Annotated in this window: 20 protein-coding genes; 11 read left to right on the forward strand and 9 right to left on the reverse strand. The window is 66.8% G+C overall.

Going from position 1 to position 19,205, the window contains the following annotated elements; all coding sequences use genetic code 11:
- Positions 1-65 precede the first annotated feature (65 nt).
- A complete protein-coding gene (locus IB268_RS01875; RefSeq protein WP_054455278.1) occupies positions 66-983 on the reverse strand; it encodes a LysR substrate-binding domain-containing protein in 918 nt (305 codons plus the stop codon).
- A gap of 171 nt (positions 984-1,154) precedes the next feature.
- Here IB268_RS01875 and IB268_RS01880 point away from each other — a divergent pair, with 171 nt between their 5' ends.
- From IB268_RS01880 to IB268_RS01890, 3 genes are read left to right on the forward strand one after another with little or no spacing between them, the layout of a single operon-like run.
- Complete coding sequence (locus IB268_RS01880; protein WP_082401069.1) at positions 1,155-1,364, forward strand: DUF2917 domain-containing protein; 210 nt, start codon at positions 1,155-1,157, stop codon at positions 1,362-1,364.
- A 23-nt stretch (positions 1,365-1,387) separates the two neighbouring features.
- Positions 1,388-2,041, forward strand: a complete 654-nt coding sequence (locus IB268_RS01885; protein ID WP_054455273.1) for a 2-hydroxychromene-2-carboxylate isomerase — start codon at positions 1,388-1,390, stop codon at positions 2,039-2,041.
- 41 nt (positions 2,042-2,082) lie between these two features.
- On the forward strand, positions 2,083-2,250 hold the full coding sequence (locus IB268_RS01890) for a hypothetical protein (RefSeq protein ID WP_166738452.1): 168 nt from the start codon (positions 2,083-2,085) through the stop codon (positions 2,248-2,250).
- A gap of 30 nt (positions 2,251-2,280) precedes the next feature.
- Here the strand turns inward: IB268_RS01890 and IB268_RS01895 are convergent, their stop codons facing one another.
- Positions 2,281-2,658, reverse strand: coding sequence for a DUF779 domain-containing protein (locus tag IB268_RS01895; protein WP_054455269.1), 378 nt, complete (start codon positions 2,656-2,658; stop codon positions 2,281-2,283).
- A 57-nt stretch (positions 2,659-2,715) separates the two neighbouring features.
- Positions 2,716-4,245, reverse strand: a complete 1,530-nt coding sequence (adh, locus tag IB268_RS01900; RefSeq protein WP_054455268.1) for an aldehyde dehydrogenase — start codon at positions 4,243-4,245, stop codon at positions 2,716-2,718.
- 307 nt (positions 4,246-4,552) lie between these two features.
- On the opposite strand from adh, the gene IB268_RS01905 reads away from it, so the two are divergent.
- From IB268_RS01905 to IB268_RS01940, 8 genes are all read left to right on the forward strand, one after another.
- Complete coding sequence (locus tag IB268_RS01905) at positions 4,553-6,415, forward strand: sigma-54-dependent Fis family transcriptional regulator (RefSeq protein ID WP_192353739.1); 1,863 nt, start codon at positions 4,553-4,555, stop codon at positions 6,413-6,415.
- Positions 6,416-6,571: 156 nt separating this feature from the next.
- Positions 6,572-7,006 (forward strand): MaoC family dehydratase, encoded by a 435-nt coding sequence (locus IB268_RS01910; protein WP_054455264.1) that lies wholly within the window; start codon positions 6,572-6,574, stop codon positions 7,004-7,006.
- Between the two features lie 10 nt (positions 7,007-7,016).
- Positions 7,017-7,409: a MaoC family dehydratase gene (locus IB268_RS01915; RefSeq protein ID WP_119451209.1), complete on the forward strand. Its 393-nt coding sequence runs from the start codon at positions 7,017-7,019 to the stop codon at positions 7,407-7,409.
- Between the two features lie 38 nt (positions 7,410-7,447).
- Positions 7,448-8,425 carry a tripartite tricarboxylate transporter substrate binding protein gene (locus tag IB268_RS01920; protein WP_054455259.1) on the forward strand — a complete coding sequence of 326 codons (978 nt, stop codon included), beginning with the start codon at positions 7,448-7,450 and terminating at the stop codon, positions 8,423-8,425.
- A 37-nt stretch (positions 8,426-8,462) separates the two neighbouring features.
- Complete coding sequence (locus tag IB268_RS01925; protein WP_192353740.1) at positions 8,463-10,541, forward strand: 3-hydroxyacyl-CoA dehydrogenase NAD-binding domain-containing protein; 2,079 nt, start codon at positions 8,463-8,465, stop codon at positions 10,539-10,541.
- A 35-nt stretch (positions 10,542-10,576) separates the two neighbouring features.
- Entirely contained in the window at positions 10,577-11,821 is a 1,245-nt protein-coding gene (locus tag IB268_RS01930) for a CaiB/BaiF CoA-transferase family protein (protein ID WP_192353741.1), read from the forward strand.
- A complete protein-coding gene (locus tag IB268_RS01935) occupies positions 11,818-12,204 on the forward strand; it encodes a Zn-ribbon domain-containing OB-fold protein (protein WP_054455254.1) in 387 nt (128 codons plus the stop codon). The genes IB268_RS01930 and IB268_RS01935 overlap by 4 nt, the downstream gene beginning before the upstream one ends.
- Positions 12,201-13,373 (forward strand): thiolase, encoded by a 1,173-nt coding sequence (locus IB268_RS01940; RefSeq protein ID WP_054455252.1) that lies wholly within the window; start codon positions 12,201-12,203, stop codon positions 13,371-13,373. The genes IB268_RS01935 and IB268_RS01940 overlap by 4 nt, the downstream gene beginning before the upstream one ends.
- 9 nt (positions 13,374-13,382) lie before the next feature.
- Here the strand turns inward: IB268_RS01940 and IB268_RS01945 are convergent, their stop codons facing one another.
- The 6 genes from IB268_RS01945 to IB268_RS01970 form a co-directional block, all read right to left on the reverse strand.
- Positions 13,383-14,246: a LysR family transcriptional regulator gene (locus tag IB268_RS01945; RefSeq protein WP_054455250.1), complete on the reverse strand. Its 864-nt coding sequence runs from the start codon at positions 14,244-14,246 to the stop codon at positions 13,383-13,385.
- Positions 14,247-14,265: 19 nt separating this feature from the next.
- The gene (gene trpC / locus IB268_RS01950; RefSeq protein WP_054455247.1) at positions 14,266-15,054 is read right to left on the reverse strand and encodes an indole-3-glycerol phosphate synthase TrpC; all 789 of its coding nucleotides are present in this window, start codon (positions 15,052-15,054) and stop codon (positions 14,266-14,268) included.
- Positions 15,051-16,082 (reverse strand): anthranilate phosphoribosyltransferase, encoded by a 1,032-nt coding sequence (gene trpD / locus IB268_RS01955; RefSeq protein WP_054455246.1) that lies wholly within the window; start codon positions 16,080-16,082, stop codon positions 15,051-15,053. The genes trpC and trpD overlap by 4 nt, the downstream gene beginning before the upstream one ends.
- Before the next feature lie 12 nt (positions 16,083-16,094).
- Positions 16,095-16,661: an aminodeoxychorismate/anthranilate synthase component II gene (locus tag IB268_RS01960; protein WP_054455244.1), complete on the reverse strand. Its 567-nt coding sequence runs from the start codon at positions 16,659-16,661 to the stop codon at positions 16,095-16,097.
- Positions 16,662-16,717: 56 nt separating this feature from the next.
- On the reverse strand, positions 16,718-18,238 hold the full coding sequence (gene trpE / locus IB268_RS01965; protein WP_054455241.1) for an anthranilate synthase component I: 1,521 nt from the start codon (positions 18,236-18,238) through the stop codon (positions 16,718-16,720).
- 258 nt (positions 18,239-18,496) lie between these two features.
- The gene (locus IB268_RS01970; RefSeq protein WP_054455239.1) at positions 18,497-19,204 is read right to left on the reverse strand and encodes a phosphoglycolate phosphatase; all 708 of its coding nucleotides are present in this window, start codon (positions 19,202-19,204) and stop codon (positions 18,497-18,499) included.
- Position 19,205 lies beyond the last annotated feature (1 nt).

The following is a 19,205-nucleotide window of genomic DNA, read 5'->3' on the forward strand; positions in this document are numbered from 1 at the left end:
AATCTACCGGAGCAGCCATCCCAAGTTATGAAGATCTGTATGGATTTTGTAGCGCGGCGCGGCGCCTACACGGTCAGGTCGCGCGCGGTGGCTTCGGCCTGTTCGATCAGCCAGCGCGTGACGACCTCGGCGTCCGGCGTGGCGCGGCGTGTATTGCGCACCAGCCAATAGGCGTGCTCGGTGGCGCTGGCGGCCTGGCCGCCGACGGCCTCCAGCCGTTTGTCCGCCAGCATCGGCGCGATCAGCGCCAGCCGGCCCAGCGCAATGCCGTGGCCCGCCAGCGCCGCGTGCACGATCTGGTCATACTGGTTGAAGCGCAGCATGCCCCGGGCGGGCACCCGGGCAAGGCCGCGCGCATTCAGCCATTCCGACCATTGCAGCCAGGGGCGCGTCGGGTCGTCGAATTCCAGCAGCACATGGCGTTGCAGTTCCTCGGCATCCAGCAGGCGGGCCTTGAGCGAGGGGTGGGCCACCGGCACCACCGCCTCGCCGAACAGCCAGGCCGCGCTGTCTGGCACGCCATCGCGCAGGCTGTAGCGAATGGCGATGTCCACGCTTTCGCGGTCGATGTCGATCAGCCGGTTGTCGGCCGCCACGCGCACGTCGATGTGCGGATGCGCCGCCTGGAAGTCCCCCAGACGAGGCAACAGCCACAGCGAGGCCACCCCGATGGTCGTGGTGACGGTAACGGGCGTGCGGCGCTCGGGTGCGCGTAGCTGCTCGGTCAGGTCGCCCAGCTGGCTCAGCCACACGTCGGCCATTCGGAACAGCTGCGCGCCCTCGGAGGTGAACGACACGCTGCGGAATCCGCGCACCAGCAGGGCTACGCCCAGGTGGGCCTCCAGCGCGCGGATCTGGCGGCTCACGGCCGACTGGGTCACATGCAGATCCTGCGCGGCCAGCGTGATGCTCATGCGGCGGCCGACGGCCACGAAGCCTCGGACCAGATCAAGCGGCGGGAGTTTGGCCAGCGGATATGGCATTCGTAAAACTCATGCGTATCGGACGGAAATGTCGCTTGAGCAATAGTACCTCCAGGGCGTTCAATAGGACTCAGACGACGGGTGTAAGGGCGCAAAGCCCGGCAATCCGCCGCGATCGCCGCCGCCGCGGCCCAGGGGTACGCCATGATCCAGGTATGTTGCACTGCGGGAATGTCATTCCGTTTGGCCGGCGGCTCGACTATGCTGCTCAAGCACGCCTCGGGCGTCCGCATCGTGTGTCACGCCGGCACCTTGTGGCTTTCCGAGTACCGGCGCTTCGATGACAGCGTGCTTCAAGCCGGGGATTCCATCACCGTCGGCAGCGATCGCGATGTCGTTCTCAGCGGCCTGCCGGATGCGCAGGTCGCGCTAATTTCGTAGCAGCTTGCCCCGGAGCTCCAGTCATGACCGCGTCCCTGCCCGACACGCCCCGCATCGAGATGTGGTTCGATTTCGCCAGCCCGTACAGCTATCTGGCCATCGAACGCATCGACGCCCTGGCACAAGAGGCCGGGGTGCGGGTCGATCTGCGACCCTTCCTGCTGGGTCCTATCTTCCAGGCCCAGGGCTGGAACGACACGCCTTTCCGGCTGTTTCCGGGCAAGGGCGCCTACATGATGCGCGACATCGCCCGCCTGGCCGAAAAGTACGGCCTGGTCTACAACCGTCCCCGCCTGTTTCCGCGCATGAGCGTGCTGCCCGCCCGCATCGCGCTGCTGGGGCAGGACGAGCCCTGGGGCCGCGATTTCTGCGTGGCGGTGTTCCGCGCCAATTTCCAGCACGACCTGGACATCCAGTCCGAGGACGTGGTGCACGGGCTGCTGACGGACCTGGGGCTGGACGCCGCGGCGCTGATCGCCCGCGGCAAGTCCGAAGCCGCCAAGGAGGCGCTGCGCCGCCAGGTCGACCGTGCCCGCAACCTGGGGCTGTTCGGGGCACCCACGTTCTTTGTGGACGGAGAGATGTTCTGGGGCAACGACCGCCTGGAAGACGCGCTGGAATGGACCCGCCGCGAGGCGCCCGCCAGCGCCTGGAATGCATCGGCCACGCGCGCCTGAGCGCCGCCCAAACAAGTTTTTTCGTCAACCCAACTTCAGCAATGAAAAACGCCAGCAGTGCCTATCGCGGCGCGCCCATGCCGGGCGGCCGTTCGTTCACGCAATTCCGGGCCGCGCGCATCCGGCGCGTGTCGTTCCAGTGGAAACAGGCCGCAGCAGTCGGCATGCCGGACAAGGGCAGTCCGCAAGGCGGCTCGCGGGGCCGCTAGGGCCCCGCGCCAAACGCCGGCAGGGGCCAGTCAGCCCTTGCTGACGGGCGCCACCCGCGCCCACTCCTCGTCCGAGTACAGCCGCGAACGCAGCAGGAAGCGCTTGCCTTCCGCGCTGTCCAGCGAAAACGCGCCGCCCCGGCCGGGCACGGCGTCGATGATGAGCTGGGTGTGCTCCCAGTACGCGAACTGGTCCTCGCCCATGTAGAACGGGCAGCCTTCCAGTTCGCCGAGCAGCACGTCCGAACCGCCCACCATGAATTCGCCCTGGGCGTAGCACATGGGCGAACTGCCGTCGCAGCAGCCGCCGGACTGGTGGAACATCAGCGGGCCATGCTTGGCCCGCAGGGTCTCGATCAGGCTGCGCGCCTCGTCGGTGGCGACCACGCGCGGCGTTTGCTCTGCCATGTCAGGCTCCTTTGAGGCGCGCCGGGCCTCGCGGCCCGGCGCCAGGCCATGGCGGGGTCAGAAGAAACCCAGCTTCTTCGGCGAGTAGCTCACCAGCAGGTTCTTGGTCTGCTGATAGTGGTTGAGCATCATCTTGTGGTTCTCGCGTCCGATGCCCGATTGCTTGTAGCCGCCAAACGCCGCATGCGCCGGATAGGCGTGATAGCAGTTGGTCCACACGCGGCCGGCCTTGATCGCGCGGCCCATGCGATAGCAGGTGTTGGCGTCGCGCGACCACACGCCCGCGCCCAGGCCGTAGAGCGTGTCGTTGGCCAGGGCCAGCGCATCGTCGGCATCCTTGAAGGTCGTCACGGCCACCACCGGCCCGAAGATTTCCTCCTGGAACACGCGCATCTTGTTGTGGCCCTTGAACACCGTGGGCTGCACGTAATAGCCGCCTTCCAGCGCGCCCTGCATCTGCGCGCGCGAGCCGCCGGCCAGCACGTCGGCGCCTTCCTGCTTGCCGATGTCCAGGTACGACAGGATCTTCTCCAGCTGCTCGGTGGATGCCTGCGCGCCCAGCATGGTGTCCGCGTCCAGCGGATTGCCTTGCTTGATCTCGGCCACGCGCTTGAGCGCACGTTCCATGAACTTGTCGTACAGGGATTCCTGGATCAGCGCGCGGCTGGGGCAGGTGCAGACCTCGCCCTGGTTCAGCGCGAACATGACGAAGCCCTCGACCGCCTTGTCGAGGAAGTCATCGTCCTGCGCGGCCACGTCGGCAAAGAAGATGTTGGGCGACTTGCCGCCCAGTTCCAGCGTGACCGGGATGATGTTCTGCGAGGCGTACTGCATGATGAGCCGGCCGGTGGTGGTCTCGCCGGTGAAGGCGATCTTGGCGATGCGCTTGTTGGACGCCAGCGGCTTGCCGGCTTCCAGGCCGAAGCCCGTGACCACGTTCACCACGCCGGGCGGCAGGATGTCGCCGATCAGTTCCATCAGCAGCAGAATGCCCAGCGGCGTCTGCTCGGCGGGCTTGAGCACCACGCAGTTGCCTGCGGCCAGGGCCGGCGCCAGCTTCCATGCCGCCATCAGGATGGGGAAGTTCCAAGGAATGATCTGGCCGACCACGCCCAGCGGTTCGTTGAAGTGATAGGCGACCGTGTCGTGGTCGATCTCGGACAGCGAGCCTTCCTGGCTGCGGATGCAGGAAGCGAAATAGCGGAAGTGGTCGATTGCCAGCGGAATGTCGGCGGCGCGCGCTTCGCGGATGGGCTTGCCGTTGTCCCAGGTTTCGGCCGTGGCCAGGCGTTCCAGGTTCGCCTCCATTACATCGGCGATCTGCATCAGCATGCGGGCGCGCTGCGCGGCCGGGGTCGCTCCCCATTTGGGCGCGGCGCGGTGCGCGGCGTCCAGCGCCAGTTCAATGTCGCGCTCCTTGGAGCGGGCATTGCGCGTCAGCACCTGGCCCGTGACCGGCGTGACGTTGTCGAAGTATTCGCCGTCGGCGGGCTTCTGCCATTTGCCGTCGATGAAATTGTCGTACTGGGTTTTCAGGTCCAGGCGGGTGCCGTAGGAGTCGGGGGTGATGCGGGTCGCGATGTCCATGCTTGTCTCCGGTATTGTGGGGGTGCGGCAGTCGGCTGCCTGTCCCGTATCAAGCAAGGAGCGTGCCAGTCGGTGCTTCCCCGCTGGACAGCCTGCGGGTTGCATGCGAAAGTAGGTTTCCAAAACGGGGCGACGTGCAGCAATGCCCCAGAGGGCCGGCCCGCCGCCGGGCCGCCCCTAGTCGGGTCAGCTCCCCAGGGGGCAGGCAGTCCGCGTAGCGGGCGCGGCGTGAGGGCTCGCTCCCTGTCGCTTTTTGCGACATCGTCGCGGAACAGGTGTCGCAGAATGCCTGTCCCAGGAGACATGCATGGCCACTCAATCCCGTCAGCATGCGCTGACGCAAGCGCGCCTGCTGTTCAACCAGCAAGGCGCGGTGCCCGGCGGCGTGGTCGCCGAGCCCATCCTGCGGTCGTGGCGGCGCTGCGCCGACCTGGGCTTCGACATGCGCGGCGTGCGCCGCGCCGAACTCATGACCCAGGGCGAGCTGCGCGAGGCCCAGCAGCGTAACGAGGCGCTGCGCCGGCTGTCCGAACCCGCCATGTCCATGCTGCGCCGCCAGGCTGGCGGCAGCGGCGGCCTGGTGATCCTGTCCGATGCCCAGGGCCTGGTGCTGGATTCCGACGGCGACACCGGTTTCGCCCAGCGCGCCTCGCGCGTGGCATTGATGCCCGGCGCGCCTTGGGACGAAGCGGCGGCAGGCACCAATGCCATCGGCACCGCCCTGGTGGAAGGCCGGCCCATCGCCGTGCACGGGGCGGAACACTATTTCGAACCCAACCGCATCCTGACCTGCGCTGCTGTCCCCATTACCGACAGCGAGGGCCGCACGCTGGGCGTGCTGGACCTGTCCAGCCCGGCGCGCGACCTGCGGCCCGACGTGCTGGAACTGGTGCGCGCCGCCGTCGACCTGATCGAGCACCGCTTGTTCGAACAAGCCTACGAGCAGCACGCCGTGCTGCGGCTGCATGTGGATCGCTCCGGACTGGGCGCGCCCGGCGAGGGCTTGCTGGCCTTCCAGGGCGACCTGCTGATCGGCGCCAACCGCCGCGCCTTGCAGGCGCTCGGCCTGGCGCCCACGGCTCTGGGCGTGTACCGCTACGGCGACGTGTTCGACGGCGACATGGAACGCTGCCCCGACGCGGCGGGCCGGGTGCAGGCGCGTTCGGGCGTCGTGTACCACGCGCGCTTGCGCTGGCCGCGCTCGCGCGCCCCGCAAGCGCCGTCACTGCCGTCACTGCCGCCAGCGGCCGGCTCGCGCCCCGCTGCGCCGAGTTTCGATGCCCCAACCCTGGGCGCGCTGGCGCGCGCCGTGCACTTGTCGGATGCGGGTGTGTCGATTCTGCTGCAAGGCGAAACCGGCGTCGGCAAGGAAGTGTTCGCGCGTCAGCTGCATGCGCGCAGCAAGCGCGCCTGCGGGCCGTTCGTGGCGGTGAACTGCGCAGCGTTGCCTGAGAGCCTGATCGAATCCGAACTTTTCGGCTACGAAGACGGCGCCTTCACCGGCGCGCGGCGCCAGGGCAGCAAAGGGCTGCTGCGCCAGGCGCACGGCGGCGTGCTGTTCCTGGACGAGATCGGCGACATGCCACTGATGCTGCAATCGCGCCTGCTACGTGTGCTGCAGACGCGCGAAGTCTCGCCGTTGGGCGCGGCGAGGCCGGTGGCCGTGGACTTTGCGCTGGTATGCGCGACGCACCGGCCGCTGGCCCATGAAGGGCCCGATGCGCCGGTGCGCCCGGACCTGTATTTCCGCATCGCCGAATACACCGTCACGCTGGAACCGCTGCGCGCGCGCGCCGACCGCCTGGAACTGCTGCGCGGCCTGTGGGCGGCGCAAGGCGCGGGGCCGGTCCTGCCGCCCGACATCGAAGCAACCCTGGTTGCGTACGCGTGGCCCGGCAATTACCGGCAACTGGTGGCCGTGCTGCGCACGCTACACGTGCTGGCGGGACCTGCCGGTGTCGTCGAGGCCGACATGCTGCCTGCCGATATCCGCGGCGCTGCACCGCCGCCGCCCGCTGCGGGCGGCGATGACCCGACCAATCTGCAAGCCATGACGGACGCCGCGATCCGCGACGCCCTGGCCGCCCACGGCGGCAATGTCAGCCGCGCAGCGCGCGCGCTGGGCGTACACCGCAGCACGCTTTATCGCCGCCTGCCGCGTCCGGCCTAGCGAAATTTTCCGTTCCTTGCGCGCGCGGCTGCGCCGATGTTTTCCACGTGTACGCAAGGCGTGCACAAAAACTATCTTTTGAAGATAGGTTAACTATCCCAGCACACGGGAAGAACTGCTTACGATGCCCGCATCCCCTTCAACCCAGGTGATGACATGGCAAGCAACGAGCTGTTCTACGACGACTTCGAAATAGGCCGTCTCTTTCCTCCCAGCCGCTACAGCATCGGCGCCGCAGACAGCGACGCTTTCATCGGCACCTTCGAACACACTCCGGTCCTCGACGGCAGCGGCCGCGCCGTATTGGCGCAAGGCGGCGCGCCCGTGCGCAGCGTGCATCCGGTGCTGGTCGGCAGCTTTCAACCGCAGCACGCGGCCTTTGCCTGGCCGACTGGCGTGCTGCACGCCCGCGAGAAAGTCCGTCTGCTGGCGCCCGTGTATCCAGGAGAGGAGCTGGAGGCCAGCGTGCTGGTGAAGGACAAGTACCTGAAGAACGACAAGCGCTTCGTGGTGCTGGAGATCACCGTCCGCAAGCTGGAAAACGCGCGCGTCGCTCTGGTGGCGGAGCGCAGCCTGGTTTGGCCCAACTGAGGAGGCCGGCATGGAATTCAAGGTAGGCGACAAGTTCCGTAGCGTTGCGCGCGGCGCGGAACAGGAAGACATCAACCGCTTCGGCGCGCTGCACGGTACCACCGGCAGGACGCACACCGATCCCGAATATGCGCGCAACAGCGTTTTCGGCGGAGTCATCGTGCAGGGGGCGCTGGTGATGGCGCCAGTTCTCGACATGGCCGCCGATCTGCTTGGCGATACGTGGCTCGACGGCAGTGAGATCGAGGCGAAGTTCGTGGCGTTCACGCGGCCGGGGGAGGCCGTGGACGTTGCATTCGAAGTGACCCGCAGCGAACCCGGATGGCTGGAGCTGGCCTACGCCTGCACCCTGGCTGACGGAAAGAAGGTCCAGGTGGGAACCATCACCCGCCGCCGCGGCTGAACCCGGCCGCAACACATAACAAGCATAAGGAGACAATCTTGAAACGCATCCTGCAGAGCCTTGCCCTCTCTTGCGCGGCCATGGCCGCGACGGCCGCCTGGGCCGCGCCGTATCCCGACAAGCCTATCCGCATGATCGTGCCGGCCGCGGCCGGCGGCGCCGCCGATACGCTGGCGCGCATGATAGGCCGTGGATTGACGGAGAAATTCGGCCAGCCCGTGGTCATCGAGAACAAGCCCGGCGCGGCCGCCATCGTGGGCATGTCCGCCATCGCCAAGGCGCCCGCCGACGGCTACACCCTGGGCATGACCTTCTCGGGCGCGATGTCCATCAATCCTTCGCTGTACCAGCAACTGCCCTATGACCCGGTCAAGGACTTCGCGCCCATCACCATCGTGGCGGTCTCGCCCCTGGTCATTGCCGTCAGTCCCAAGCTCGGACCGAAGTCCCTGGGTGAATTCCTGGCCCTGGCTAAGAAGGATCCTGGCAAGCTGACCTTCGGGTCGGCCGGCACCGGATCGACGCAGCATCTGTCAATGGAACTGCTTAAGTCGACTGCGGGCGTGGACATGCTGCACGTGCCTTACAAGGGCAGTTCGGCGGCGCTGGTCGACGTGCAGTCGGGCCTGATCTCCGCGGTCAGCGACAACGCGATCACGCTGGTGCCGCTGATCCAGTCGGGGCAATTGGTGCCTCTCGCGGTCGAAACCGCGCAGCGCATCCAGTCGCTGCCCGAGGTGCCAACCGTGGCCGAATCCGGCTATCCGGGATTCCAGGCGGCAGGCTGGTATGGACTGCTCGCGCCCGCCGGCACGCCGCAGCCGATCGTCGCGCAACTCAACGCGGCGCTGCGCGAGATGGTGGACAAGCCCGACTTCACGCAATGGCTGCGGCAACAGGGTATGGAGCCGCAGACCGATACGCCCGAGGGCTTCGGGCGTTACATCAGCCAGGAAAAGGACAAGTGGGCCCAGGTCATCAAGACGGCCAAGGTGCCGCTGCAGGCATCGCGCTGAACACCGGCGGCGAGGCCGCCATCACTCCAGGACAACCATGCAAGCCGTAACTTCCACGCTTAGCGGAAACATCCGCGTCATCGTCATCGACAACCCTCCGGTCAATGCCACGTCCCAGGCGGTGCGCGCCGGCCTGCTGCAGGCCATGGAGCAGGCGGCAGGCGATGACGATACCCGGGCCATCGTCATTGCCTGCGCCGGCGCTACCTTCGTGGCCGGGGCCGATATCAAGGAGTTCGGCAAGCCGCCGCTGGACCCGCACCTGTCGCAGGTGATACACGCCATCGAATCCAGCGCCAAGCCGGTGGTCGCGGCGATCCACGGTTCCGCGCTGGGCGGGGGGCTGGAACTGGCCCTGGGCTGCCACTACCGGGTGGTGGATGCGCGAGCCCGCCTGGGCCTGCCCGAGTCCACCCTGGGTATCATCCCCGGGGCGGGCGGTATTCCTCGGCTGCTGCGCCTGGCGGGCGTCGAGAAGGCGCTGGACATGGCTGCGGGCGGCAAACCAATAGACGCGGCCGAGGCGCTGGAAGCCGGTTTGGCGGACGCGTTAGCACAGGAGGATGTCCGGGCCGCCGCCATTGCGTACGCCCAGCGCTTGCTGGCGGAGGGCCAGGGCGCGCGGCGTACGCGGGAATTGCCGGTTCCGGCCTGCGAACCTCAGTTGTTCGAGGCCGCACGCGCCAGGTTCCAGGTCAGCCATCGAGGCCAGTTGGCGCCGCAGGCTTGCGTCGACGTGGCCATGCGCAGCGTCGCTTCGAGTTTCGAGGACAGCGTGGTCTATGGCCGCGAGCGCTTCCGGGAACTGGTGGCGTCGCCGCAGGCGCAAGCCTTGCGCCACGCGTTCTTCGCCGAGCGCATCGCGACCAAGCCCGCCGGCCTGCCCGCCGAGGACGCGGCGCCGGTGCGCAAGGCCGGCGTGGTCGGCGCCGGCACCATGGGCACGGGCATCGCCATGTGCTTTCTGAATGCGGGCATCCCCGTCGTGCTGGTCGAGCAGAACGAAAAGGTGCTGGCGTCCAGCGTCGAGACCATAGGCAAGACCTATAGCAACGATGTGGCGAAGGGCCGCATCACCGAAGCCACGCAGCGTGCGCGGAGCGGCGCGCTGACGCCGACGCAGCAATACGAGCCGCTGTGCGACTGCGACCTTGTGGTGGAGGCCGTCTTCGAGGACATGGGCGTCAAGCGGCAGGTACTGGCCAGCATCGAAGAGAACCTGCGGCCGGATGCGCTGATCGCCACCAACACCTCGTTCCTGGACATCGATGCGTTGGCGGCGGACCTGCGCCGCCCGGAGAACGTCGTCGGCATGCATTTCTTCAGCCCTGCCCACATCATGAAGCTGCTGGAAAACGTGCGCGGCGCGCGTAGTTCGCCGCGCGCGCTGGCCACGATCCAGGCCTTGGGCAAGCGCCTGGGTAAGGTGGCGGTGATGGTGGGGGTGTCCGATGGTTTCGTCGGCAACCGCATGCTGGCGCGACGCACCCGCGAGTGTTACTTCATGCTGGAGGAAGGCGCGTTGCCCGAGCAGGTCGACCGCGTGCTGTGCGAGTTCGGCTTTCCGATGGGACAGTTCCAGCTGAACGACCTGGCGGGCCTGGACGTGGCCTGGCGCAACCGCCAAAGCCGGCTGGACCGTTTGAGCCCACGCGAGGTGGCCTGCAACATCCTGGACGAGATCGTCGCGGAGGGACGGCTGGGGCAGAAGACCGGCGCAGGGTTCTATACCTATGATGCGCAGCGCAAACGGTCGGTGGATCCGGCCATTTCCGAACTGATCGTGCGCAACGCGGAACGGCGCGGCATCAGGCGGCGCGAGATTTCCGACGGAGAGATCCTGGAGCGCTGCCTCTACGCCATGATCAACGAGGGGGCGCTGATCCTGGAGGAGGGCGTCGCCAGCCGGCCGGAGGACATCGACACCATCTGGCTCAACGGCTACGGCTTTCCGCGGTTCCGCGGCGGCCCGATGTTCCATGCGGACCAGATCGGCGCGGCGCGCCTCTGCGAGCGCATCCGCCATTACGCCAGCCTGGCAGGCGAGCAGTACTGGACGCCCGCGCCGCTGCTGCTCGCCCAGGCGCGCGACGGCGGCGGCTTTTACCCTCGCTGAGGCTTTCCCTTCCGTCATCCACGTACACACATCCTATGTCTAACAGAGAACCTCCGCTTAGCGGCATCACCGTGCTGGACATGACCCGCATCATGGCGGGTCCCTGGTGCACGCAGAACCTGGCCGACCTGGGCGCCGAAGTACTGAAGATCGAACGCCCGCTATCGGGCGACGACACCCGCGGCTGGGGGCCGCCCAATCTGATGGACGCCGAAGGCCGGCGCACGCAGGAGTCGGCGTATTACCTGGCCGCCAACCGCAACAAGAAGTCGTTGGCCCTGGACATCGCAACCCAGGCTGGCGCGGACGCGGTGCGCCGGCTGGCAGCCGGATGCGACATCTTCGTCGAGAATTTCAAGGTGGGCGGCCTGCGCAAGTACGGCCTGGACTACGCCAGCCTGCGGGAGCTGAACCCGAGGCTCATCTATTGCTCCATCACGGGGTTCGGCCAGGACGGTCCCTACGCGGAAAAGCCCGGTTATGACTTCGTGATCCAGGCGCTGGGCGGTCTGATGAGCATCACTGGGGAAAAGGACGCGTTGCCTGGCGGCGGTCCGCAGAAGGCCGGCAACGCCGCCGCCGACCTGATGGCGGGCATGTACGCCACCAGCGCCATCCTCGCGGCGCTGCATGAGCGCGGCCGCAGCGGCCTGGGCCAACACATCGATATCTCCATGCTGGATTGCCAGGTGGCGGCGTTGGGCGTGCAGAACTTCAACTACTTTCTGTCGGGCGAGGTGCCCCGCCGTGAAGGCAACGCGCATGTCAACCTGGCCCCTTATCAGGTGTTCGAGGCGGCGGATGGGCATGTGGTGCTGGGCGTTGGCAACGACGGTCAGTTCCAGAAATTCTGCGCCGCGGCGGGCCGGCCCGATCTGGCTGAAGATGAGCGCTACCTGACCAATACCGGGCGCGTGCTCGCCAAGGGCGTGCTCATTCCCGAACTCGAGCGGCTGTTTCTCACGCGAGGCCGCGACGAATGGGTCGGCCTGCTGGATGCCGCAGGCGTGCCGGTAGGCGTGATCAACGACATCGCCCAGGTTCATGAGGATCCGCAGGTGCGCGCCCGCAGCCTGAAATTCTCGTTGCCGCACCCAGTCTGCGGAAGCGTGCCGCAGGTCCGCAGTCCGATGCGTTTCTCGGAAAGCCCGGTCGCCTACCGCAACGCGGCTCCCTTGCTGGGAGCCGATACGCAGAGCGTCCTGAGCGCCAGGCTCGGATGCAGCGACACTGAAATCGCGGCGCTGCAGCAGCCCGCAAGCCAGGGAGAATCGCGATGAACAGCGCAGCCGCCAATGCAGGCACCCAGAAGCAGTACTTCGACCACCTGGCGCAGGGCCGCTTCCTGATCCAGCGCTGCGCCGATTGCGCGCGGCACGTGTTCCAGCCGCGCGAAATCTGCCCACATTGCGGCAGCGAGGCGCTGACCTGGGTCGCACCGACGGGGCGGGCCATTGTCTACAGTTGCACCACTGTCGCGCGCAAGCCCGAGGCCGGCGGCGACTACAACGTTTCGCTGCTCGATCTGGAGGAGGGCGTGCGGATGATGTCCAACGTCGTGGGCATGCCGCCTGACCAGGTGCGCATCGGCATGGCCGTAAGGGCCGTAATCGGCGAACGCGACGGCGCCGCCGCCGTGTTGTTCGAGGAGGCGCAGCAATGAACTACCGGCAATTGCGGGGTAAGACGGTCATCGCCGGCGTTGGCCACTTCGGCCTCGGCCAGGCGCCGGGCTACACGGACATGGAGCTGCTGGTGCGGGCCGCCCATGCGGCGGTGCGGGATGCGGGCTTGCAGATGCGCGACATCGACGGCATCGCGACCTCCAGCGTGGCGGCCAGCATGTGGCCTATGTCCGTCATCGAGACCCTGGGCATCCGCCCCACCTACATCGATGGAACCTGCCTGGGCGGCTCCAGCTTCATGTCCTACATCCTGGCCGCGGCCCATGCGCTGGATTCGGGGCAGTGCAATGCCGTGCTGGTCTGCTACGGCAGCGCGCAGAAGACAGCTGCCGTCGGACGCTCGGCGATTGCGGCCACGCGCAAGGCGCTGGACCCTCAGCCCTACGAAATGCCGTATGAACCTTTGAATCCGCCCAGCGCCTACGCGCTGGCCGCCAGGCGCCACATGCACGAGTTTGGCACCCGGCGCGAGGATTTGGCCGAAGTTGCGGTGGCGGCGCGCCGCTGGGCGCAACTCAATCCCGAAGCATATTCGCGCGATCCACTATCAATTGATGAGGTGCTGAGCGCGCGCCGGGTATCGGATCCGCTGACTGTCCGCGATTGCTGCCTGGTGACGGATGGCGCGGGCGCCTTCGTGATGACGCGGGCCGACCGCGCCCGGGATCTGCCACAGCCTCCCGCCTACATCCTGGGCAGCGCGACCGCCGTATGGAACCGCCAGATATCCGCGATGGAGAGCCTGACCACCACCGCGGCGCGCCAGTCGGGCGCGCTGGCGTTCGAAATGGCCGGCTATCGTCCAGCCGACATCGACGTGGCGCAGCTATACGACGCCTTCACCATCAACACCATCCTGTTCCTCGAAGACCTGGGATTCTGCGCCAAGGGCGAGGGCGGGGCCTTCGTGCGCGGCGGCGGCATTGCGCCGGGTGGCAGGCTGCCGGTGAACACAAACGGGGGCGGGTTGTCCTGCGTCCATCCGGGCATGTACGGGGTGTTCCTGGTGATCGAAGCGGTGCGCCAGTTGCGCGGCCAGGCGGGCGAGCGCCAGGTCCGGGATGCGCGCCTGGCCCTGGCGCACGGCAACGGCGGCACGCTGTCCAGCCAGTCCACGGTCATCCTGGGCGCCGAGGGAACCTGCTGAGGCCCCGCCTCAGGCGGCCCGCGCGATCTCGTAGATTTCCTCGATCAGGGCGGCGCGGACCGATTGCCGGTTCCATAGCAGGCCGACGCTGCGGAAGTGCTCGTCGTCCGGCAGGGGGATCTTGCGCAGCCCGGAGTCCGGGCGCAGTTCGCCTGCGCCGTCCGGCACCAGGGACACGCCCAGTCCCTGGCCTACCAGCAGCGCGATGACCTCGATGGAAGCGGTTTCGATGCGTATCTTGGGCCGTATGCTGTGCTGGCGGAAGTAGTTGGCGGCGAGCTGCCCGCCCCACAGCTTGCGGTCATAGCAGATCAGCGGATTGGCGCGCAGCAGCTGGTGCGGGTCGGTCTCGGCGAGCGAGGCCGGCGCCAGCACCACCAGCGGCTCGTCACGCACCCGGCGCCATTCCAGGTTCTTGGGCATCTGGAACTGCGGCTGCAGTATCAGTGCCGCGTCCATCTCTCCGTCGCAGATCTTGCTGTAGAGATTGACGGAATAGCCCTTGACCAGGCTGATTTCGAGATTGGGATGCCGGTCGATGAGACGCGCCAGCAGCGTGGGCATCAGCGTGGTCATGGCCGAATCGAACGCGCCCAGGGTCAGGTGGCCGAACACCACCGGCCCCTGGGACGCGGCCTTCAGGTTGCGCACCTCTTCCATGACGTGCTTGGCCTGCGCCAGGATCTGCGCGCCTTCGACCGTGGGTTTGACGGTGCGGCCGGAACGCACCACCAGCTTGAAACCCAGTTCGTCCTCGACCTTCTTGATGCGCTGATTGACCGCCGCCGGTGTCAGGCCGTTCTTGCGCGCAACCTCGGCGATCGAACCCTGCTCGATGACCTGGATGAAATTGAGCAGGAAGGTGGTGTCCATGGGCTCCCGGGCCGGCCGGTCAGCCCATCAGGCGCGCAAGTTCCGCGCCCGGATCCTTGGCGCGCATGAAGGCTTCGCCCACCAGGAAGGCGTCGACCTTGTGCTGGCGCATCAGCTGCACGTCTTCCGGCTTGAGGATGCCGCTTTCGGTCACGACGCGCTTGCCCGCGGGAATCCGGGGCAGCAGGTCCAGGGTGTTCGACAGGCTGGTTTCGAAGGTGCGCAGGTTGCGGTTGTTGATGCCGAGCAGCGGCGTCTTCATGGTCAGCGCGACGTCCAGTTCCTTGGCGTCATGCACTTCCACCAGCACGTCCATGCCCAGTTCCATCGCCAGCGTTTCATAGTCGCGCAGTTGCGCCGGGCTGAGCGCGGCCACGATCAGCAGCACGCAGTCCGCGCCCATGGCGCGCGCGGCGATGATCTGGTAGGGATCGATCACGAAGTCCTTGCGCAGCACCGGCAGCGAGCAGGCCGCGCGCGCCTGGCGCAGATGGTCGTGGGAGCCCTGGAAGAACTGCACGTCGGTCAGCACCGACAGGCAGGCCGCGCCGTGCACCGCATAGGTGGCGGCGATTTCCGGGGGATTGAAAGGGTCGCGCAGCACGCCCTTGGACGGCGAGGCCTTCTTGATTTCGGCGATGACGCCGGGCTTGCCTTGCGAGATCTTGTCTTCGATGGCTTGGGCAAAGCCACGCACGTCCTGCCGCGCCTGCGCTTCGCGCAGGACTTCGGCTTCGCTGCGCATCTGGCGAGCGGCGGCGACTTCCTCGGCCTTGACGGCGAGGATCTTCGCGAGAATATCGTTCATTTCAGGAATTTCCGGGTATATGCGCAGAATTCTTCCAGCTTGGCTCGCGCCGCGCCGGTGGAGATAAGTTCAAATGCTAGAGCCAATGCCTCGGGAATGGAATCGGCCTTATTGCCAGCATAAATGGCGAGTCCCGCATTGAGCGCGACGATGTCGCGGGCGGTGCCCTCGACATTTTCGAGCGCCTCGATGACAAGCTCGCGCGATTGTTCGCGATTGGACACCTTGATGCTGCGGTTGGACATCATGGATAGCCCGTAGTCCTCGGGATGGATCTCATATTCGAGGACCTTTCCGTCCTTGAGTTCCCCGACCAGGGTGGCGCCGCCCAGCGAGGCCTCGTCCATGCCGTCCTTGCCGTGCACCACCAGCACGTGGCGCGAACCCAGGCGTTCCAGCACGCGCACCTGGATGCCGACCAGGTCGGGGTGGAACACGCCCATCAACTGGTTGGCGGCGCCGGCCGGATTGGTCAGCGGGCCCAGGATGTTGAAAATGGTGCGCACGGCCAGTTCCTTGCGCACGGCGGCCACGTTCTTCATGGCGCCATGGTGGGCGGGCGCGAACATGAAGCCGATGCCGGTGGCCTGGATGCACTCGGCCACCTGTTCGGGCGTCAGCACCAGGTTGGCGCCCAGGGCTTCCAGCACGTCGGCGCTGCCGCTGGACGACGAGGCGCTGCGGTTGCCGTGCTTGGCGATCGGCACGCCGGCCGCCGCCGCCACGAACATGGCGGTGGTGGAAATGTTGAAGGTATGGCTGCCGTCGCCGCCGGTGCCGCACATGTCCAGCAGGTCGGCGGGGTTGGGCGTGACCACGGGCGTGGCGAATTCGCGCATGACCTGCGCGGCGGCGGTGATTTCGCCTATGGTCTCTTTCTTCACGCGCAGGCCCATCAGCAAGGCGCTTGCGATCTGCGGCGACATTTCGCCGCGCATCAGCATGCGCATGAGATGCAGCATTTCGTCGTGGAAGATTTCGCGGTGTTCAATGCAGCGCGTCAGCGCTTCGGCGGGGGAAATAGTCACGATGCGTCCTTCTTAGGCGAGGTTCAGGAAATTGCGGAGCAGGGCATGGCCGTGCTCGCTGAGCACCGACTCGGGATGGAACTGTACTCCGTATAGCGGCAGGGTCTTGTGGCGCACGCCCATGATGTCGCCGTCCGGCGCGGTCGCCGTCACGGCCAGGCAGTCGGGCAGGGTGGCGGGGTCTATGGTCAGCGAGTTGTAACGAATCACGGTGTACGGGGTGGGCAGACCGGTGAAGATGTCCGTGCCCGTGTGCGAGATCTGCACGGTCTTGCCGTGCATGATCTGCTGCGCGCGCACGATATCGCCGCCGTAGGCCGCGCCGATGGCCTGATGGCCCAGGCACACGCCCAGGATGGGCTTCTTGCCCGCGAAGGCCTGGATCACGGGCACCGAGATGCCTGCCTCGGCCGGCGAGCAGGGGCCGGGCGACACGCAGATGCGGTCCGGGTTCATGGCGGCGATCTCTTCCAGCGTGATCTGGTCGTTGCGCGCCACGCGCACGTCTTCGCCCAGTTCACCGAAGTATTGCACCAGGTTGTAGGTGAAAGAGTCGTAGTTGTCGATCATCAACAGCATTTAATTCTCCTGTGGGGCCGCCCGGCGGCCCGGATATGTCCGGTGGGGGCGGGGCCTCAGATGGGCTCGTCCAGGCCGTGCTGCACCTGCTCCGCCGCGCGCAGCACCGCGCGAGCCTTGGCTTCGGTTTCGGCCCATTCGGCTTCGGGGTTGGAATCGGCCACGATGCCGGCGGCGGCCTGCACGTACAGCGTGCCGTCCTTGATGACGCCGGTGCGGATGGCGATGGCCACGTCCATTTCGCCGCCGTAGCTCAGGTAGCCGGCCGCGCCGCCGTAGATGCCGCGGCGCACGGGTTCCAGTTCGTCGATGATCTTCATGGCCTCGACCTTGGGCGCGCCGGTCAGGGTGCCTGCGGGGAAGGACGCGCGCAGCACGTCCATGCTGCTCATGCCCGGGTTCAGCGTGCCGGTGACGTTGGACACCAGGTGCATCACGTGCGAATAGCGTTCGATCACCATGGTGTCGCTGACCTTGACGGAGCCCACCTGGGCCACGCGGCCCACGTCGTTGCGCGCCAGGTCGATCAGCATCACGTGTTCGGCCACTTCCTTGGGATCGGCCTTCAGTTCGGCGGCCAGGGCGGCGTCCTCCTCGGGCGTGCCGCCGCGCTTGCGGGTGCCGGCCAGGGGACGGATCGTGATCTGCGACTTGGGTTCGCCGTTTTCCACCACGCGTTCCTGGCGCACCAGGATTTCCGGCGACGCGCCGACCACCTGGAAGTCGCCGAAGTTCCAGAAGTACATGTAGGGGGAGGGATTGAGCGACCGCAGGGCGCGGTAGAGGGAGAGGGGGGAATCGCGGAAGGGCTTGGCGATGACCTGGCCAATCTGCACTTGCATCAGGTCGCCGGCGGCGATGTGTTCCTTGGCGCGGTGCACGGCCGCCAGATAGTCTTCCTTCTTGAAGTCGCGCCGCTCTTCGGTCTGCATGCTGGCGTGGCTGTAGGGAATTTCCACCGGGCGTCGCAGTCGGGCGCGCAGGTCGTGCAGGCGCTGCTGGGCGCGGCTGTAGGCCTCGGGCTGGCCCGGATCCGCGTAGACCATCAGGTAGATGCGGCCGGCCAGGTTGTCGACGATGACCAGCTCGTCCACGTGCATCAGCATCAGGTCGGGCGTGCCGCCTTCCATGCCGGCGGGGAACGGCTTGACCGCCGGGCCCAGGCAGGGCTCGATGTGGCGCACGGTGTCGTAGCCGAAGTAGCCCGCCAGGCCGCCGCAGAAGCGCGGCATGCCGGGACGCAGGGCGACCTTGAAGCGGCTCTGGTATTGCTCGATGAAGGCCAGCGGATCGCCGTCATGGGTTTCGGCGACCTTGCCGTCGTGCAGCACCTCGGTGCGGGTGCCGCTGGCGCGGATCACCGTGCGGGCCGGCAGGCCGATGAAGGAATAACGGCCGAAGCGTTCGCCGCCCACCACCGACTCCATCAGGCAGGTCATGCGTCCGCCCTGGGGGCCGGCGTGCGCCAGCTTCAGGTAGATGCCCAGCGGGGTGTCCAGGTCGGCATAGGTTTCGGCGACCAGCGGGATGCGGTTGTAGCCTTGTGCGGCGAGGGCCTTGAATTCGATTTCGGTCATGTCGGGTCTCGTGAGCGATTTATCTGCTATCGGACCAGGCGCGCAACAAAAAAGCCCGGTCCAGGTTACTGGTTCCGGGCTTGGCTCTGTGTTTACACAGCTACGGCACTAGGCGGCATACGCGTCCAGGGCCGGGAGGGATCATCGCCACCCGGAAGACAAACGCCACCAGCGCCACGAGGCGCCGAGCATTTGGTTCTGGATGGAAACGTTCATTGAGCTTTGTTCAGTATTGAATTCGCGGTGAGCCGCCGTTGTTCAGGAGCCTGTTTTTGCCGCGTTCTGGTTTTGATTCCAGAGCGCGACCCACTGGGCGGCGGCGACTAGCGTGTCAACTATACCATCGACATCCAGCTCGCGCACGTCCCGGCCTTCGTTGTAACCGTAAGGCACGACCAGGACCTGGGTGCCTGCGCTGCGGCCCGCCTGCGCGTCATTGACGGAATCGCCGATGGTCACGGCTTCGTGCGGAGCGACGCCGAGCAGGTCGCAGGCATGCACCACCTGATCCGGATCGGGCTTGCGGCGCTCGCAGGTGTCGCCGCAGACCACGGCATCGAAAAAGCCCGCCAGGCCCGTGCGTTGCAGCAGCGGCAGGGTGAATTCGGTGGGCTTGTTGGTGACGACGGCCAGCTTCAGCCCTTGCTCGCGCATGAGTTTCAGACCGTCGATGACGCCAGGGTAGATCTGCGCTTTTTCGCCATTGGACAGGTGGTAATGGCGATAGAAGGCGGCGCGGGCGACATCGAACTCGGCGGCGGTGGGATCGGCCGCGTCCAGGCTGCCGGCCAGGCTGCGGCGCACCAGGTTGTCCACGCCCTTGCCCACGAAGGTGGCCACCACGTCTTCGCGCAGCGGCGACATGCCCAGCTCGACGCGCATGGCGTTGGCCGCGAAGGCCAGGTCGGGAATCGAATCCAGCAGGGTGCCGTCCAGGTCCAGCAGCGCGGCGCGAAAAGCGGTCATG

The organism is Achromobacter sp. ACM01 (assembly GCF_014851745.1).
GTDB lineage: Bacteria > Pseudomonadota > Gammaproteobacteria > Burkholderiales > Burkholderiaceae_B > Achromobacter > Achromobacter aegrifaciens.

What these genes read in the sequence shown, in the direction of transcription:
- IB268_RS01940 (WP_054455252.1), top strand. Translation starts at nt 12,201, where the DNA reads ATGAACTACCGGCAATTGCGGGGTAAGACGGTCATCGCCGGCGTTGGC.
- IB268_RS01885 (WP_054455273.1), top strand. Translation starts at nt 1,388, where the DNA reads ATGACCGCGTCCCTGCCCGACACGCCCCGCATCGAGATGTGGTTCGAT.
- IB268_RS01890 (WP_166738452.1), top strand. Translation starts at nt 2,083, where the DNA reads ATGAAAAACGCCAGCAGTGCCTATCGCGGCGCGCCCATGCCGGGCGGC.
- adh (WP_054455268.1), bottom strand. Translation starts at nt 4,245, where the DNA reads ATGGACATCGCGACCCGCATCACCCCCGACTCCTACGGCACCCGCCTG.
- IB268_RS01880 (WP_082401069.1), top strand. Translation starts at nt 1,155, where the DNA reads ATGTCATTCCGTTTGGCCGGCGGCTCGACTATGCTGCTCAAGCACGCC.
- IB268_RS01935 (WP_054455254.1), top strand. Translation starts at nt 11,818, where the DNA reads ATGAACAGCGCAGCCGCCAATGCAGGCACCCAGAAGCAGTACTTCGAC.
- IB268_RS01945 (WP_054455250.1), bottom strand. Translation starts at nt 14,246, where the DNA reads ATGGACACCACCTTCCTGCTCAATTTCATCCAGGTCATCGAGCAGGGT.
- IB268_RS01905 (WP_192353739.1), top strand. Translation starts at nt 4,553, where the DNA reads ATGGCCACTCAATCCCGTCAGCATGCGCTGACGCAAGCGCGCCTGCTG.
- IB268_RS01970 (WP_054455239.1), bottom strand. Translation starts at nt 19,204, where the DNA reads ATGACCGCTTTTCGCGCCGCGCTGCTGGACCTGGACGGCACCCTGCTG.
- IB268_RS01875 (WP_054455278.1), bottom strand. Translation starts at nt 983, where the DNA reads ATGCCATATCCGCTGGCCAAACTCCCGCCGCTTGATCTGGTCCGAGGC.
- IB268_RS01895 (WP_054455269.1), bottom strand. Translation starts at nt 2,658, where the DNA reads ATGGCAGAGCAAACGCCGCGCGTGGTCGCCACCGACGAGGCGCGCAGC.
- trpE (WP_054455241.1), bottom strand. Translation starts at nt 18,238, where the DNA reads ATGACCGAAATCGAATTCAAGGCCCTCGCCGCACAAGGCTACAACCGC.
- IB268_RS01915 (WP_119451209.1), top strand. Translation starts at nt 7,017, where the DNA reads ATGGAATTCAAGGTAGGCGACAAGTTCCGTAGCGTTGCGCGCGGCGCG.
- trpC (WP_054455247.1), bottom strand. Translation starts at nt 15,054, where the DNA reads ATGAACGATATTCTCGCGAAGATCCTCGCCGTCAAGGCCGAGGAAGTC.
- IB268_RS01930 (WP_192353741.1), top strand. Translation starts at nt 10,577, where the DNA reads ATGTCTAACAGAGAACCTCCGCTTAGCGGCATCACCGTGCTGGACATG.
- IB268_RS01910 (WP_054455264.1), top strand. Translation starts at nt 6,572, where the DNA reads ATGGCAAGCAACGAGCTGTTCTACGACGACTTCGAAATAGGCCGTCTC.
- IB268_RS01925 (WP_192353740.1), top strand. Translation starts at nt 8,463, where the DNA reads ATGCAAGCCGTAACTTCCACGCTTAGCGGAAACATCCGCGTCATCGTC.
- IB268_RS01960 (WP_054455244.1), bottom strand. Translation starts at nt 16,661, where the DNA reads ATGCTGTTGATGATCGACAACTACGACTCTTTCACCTACAACCTGGTG.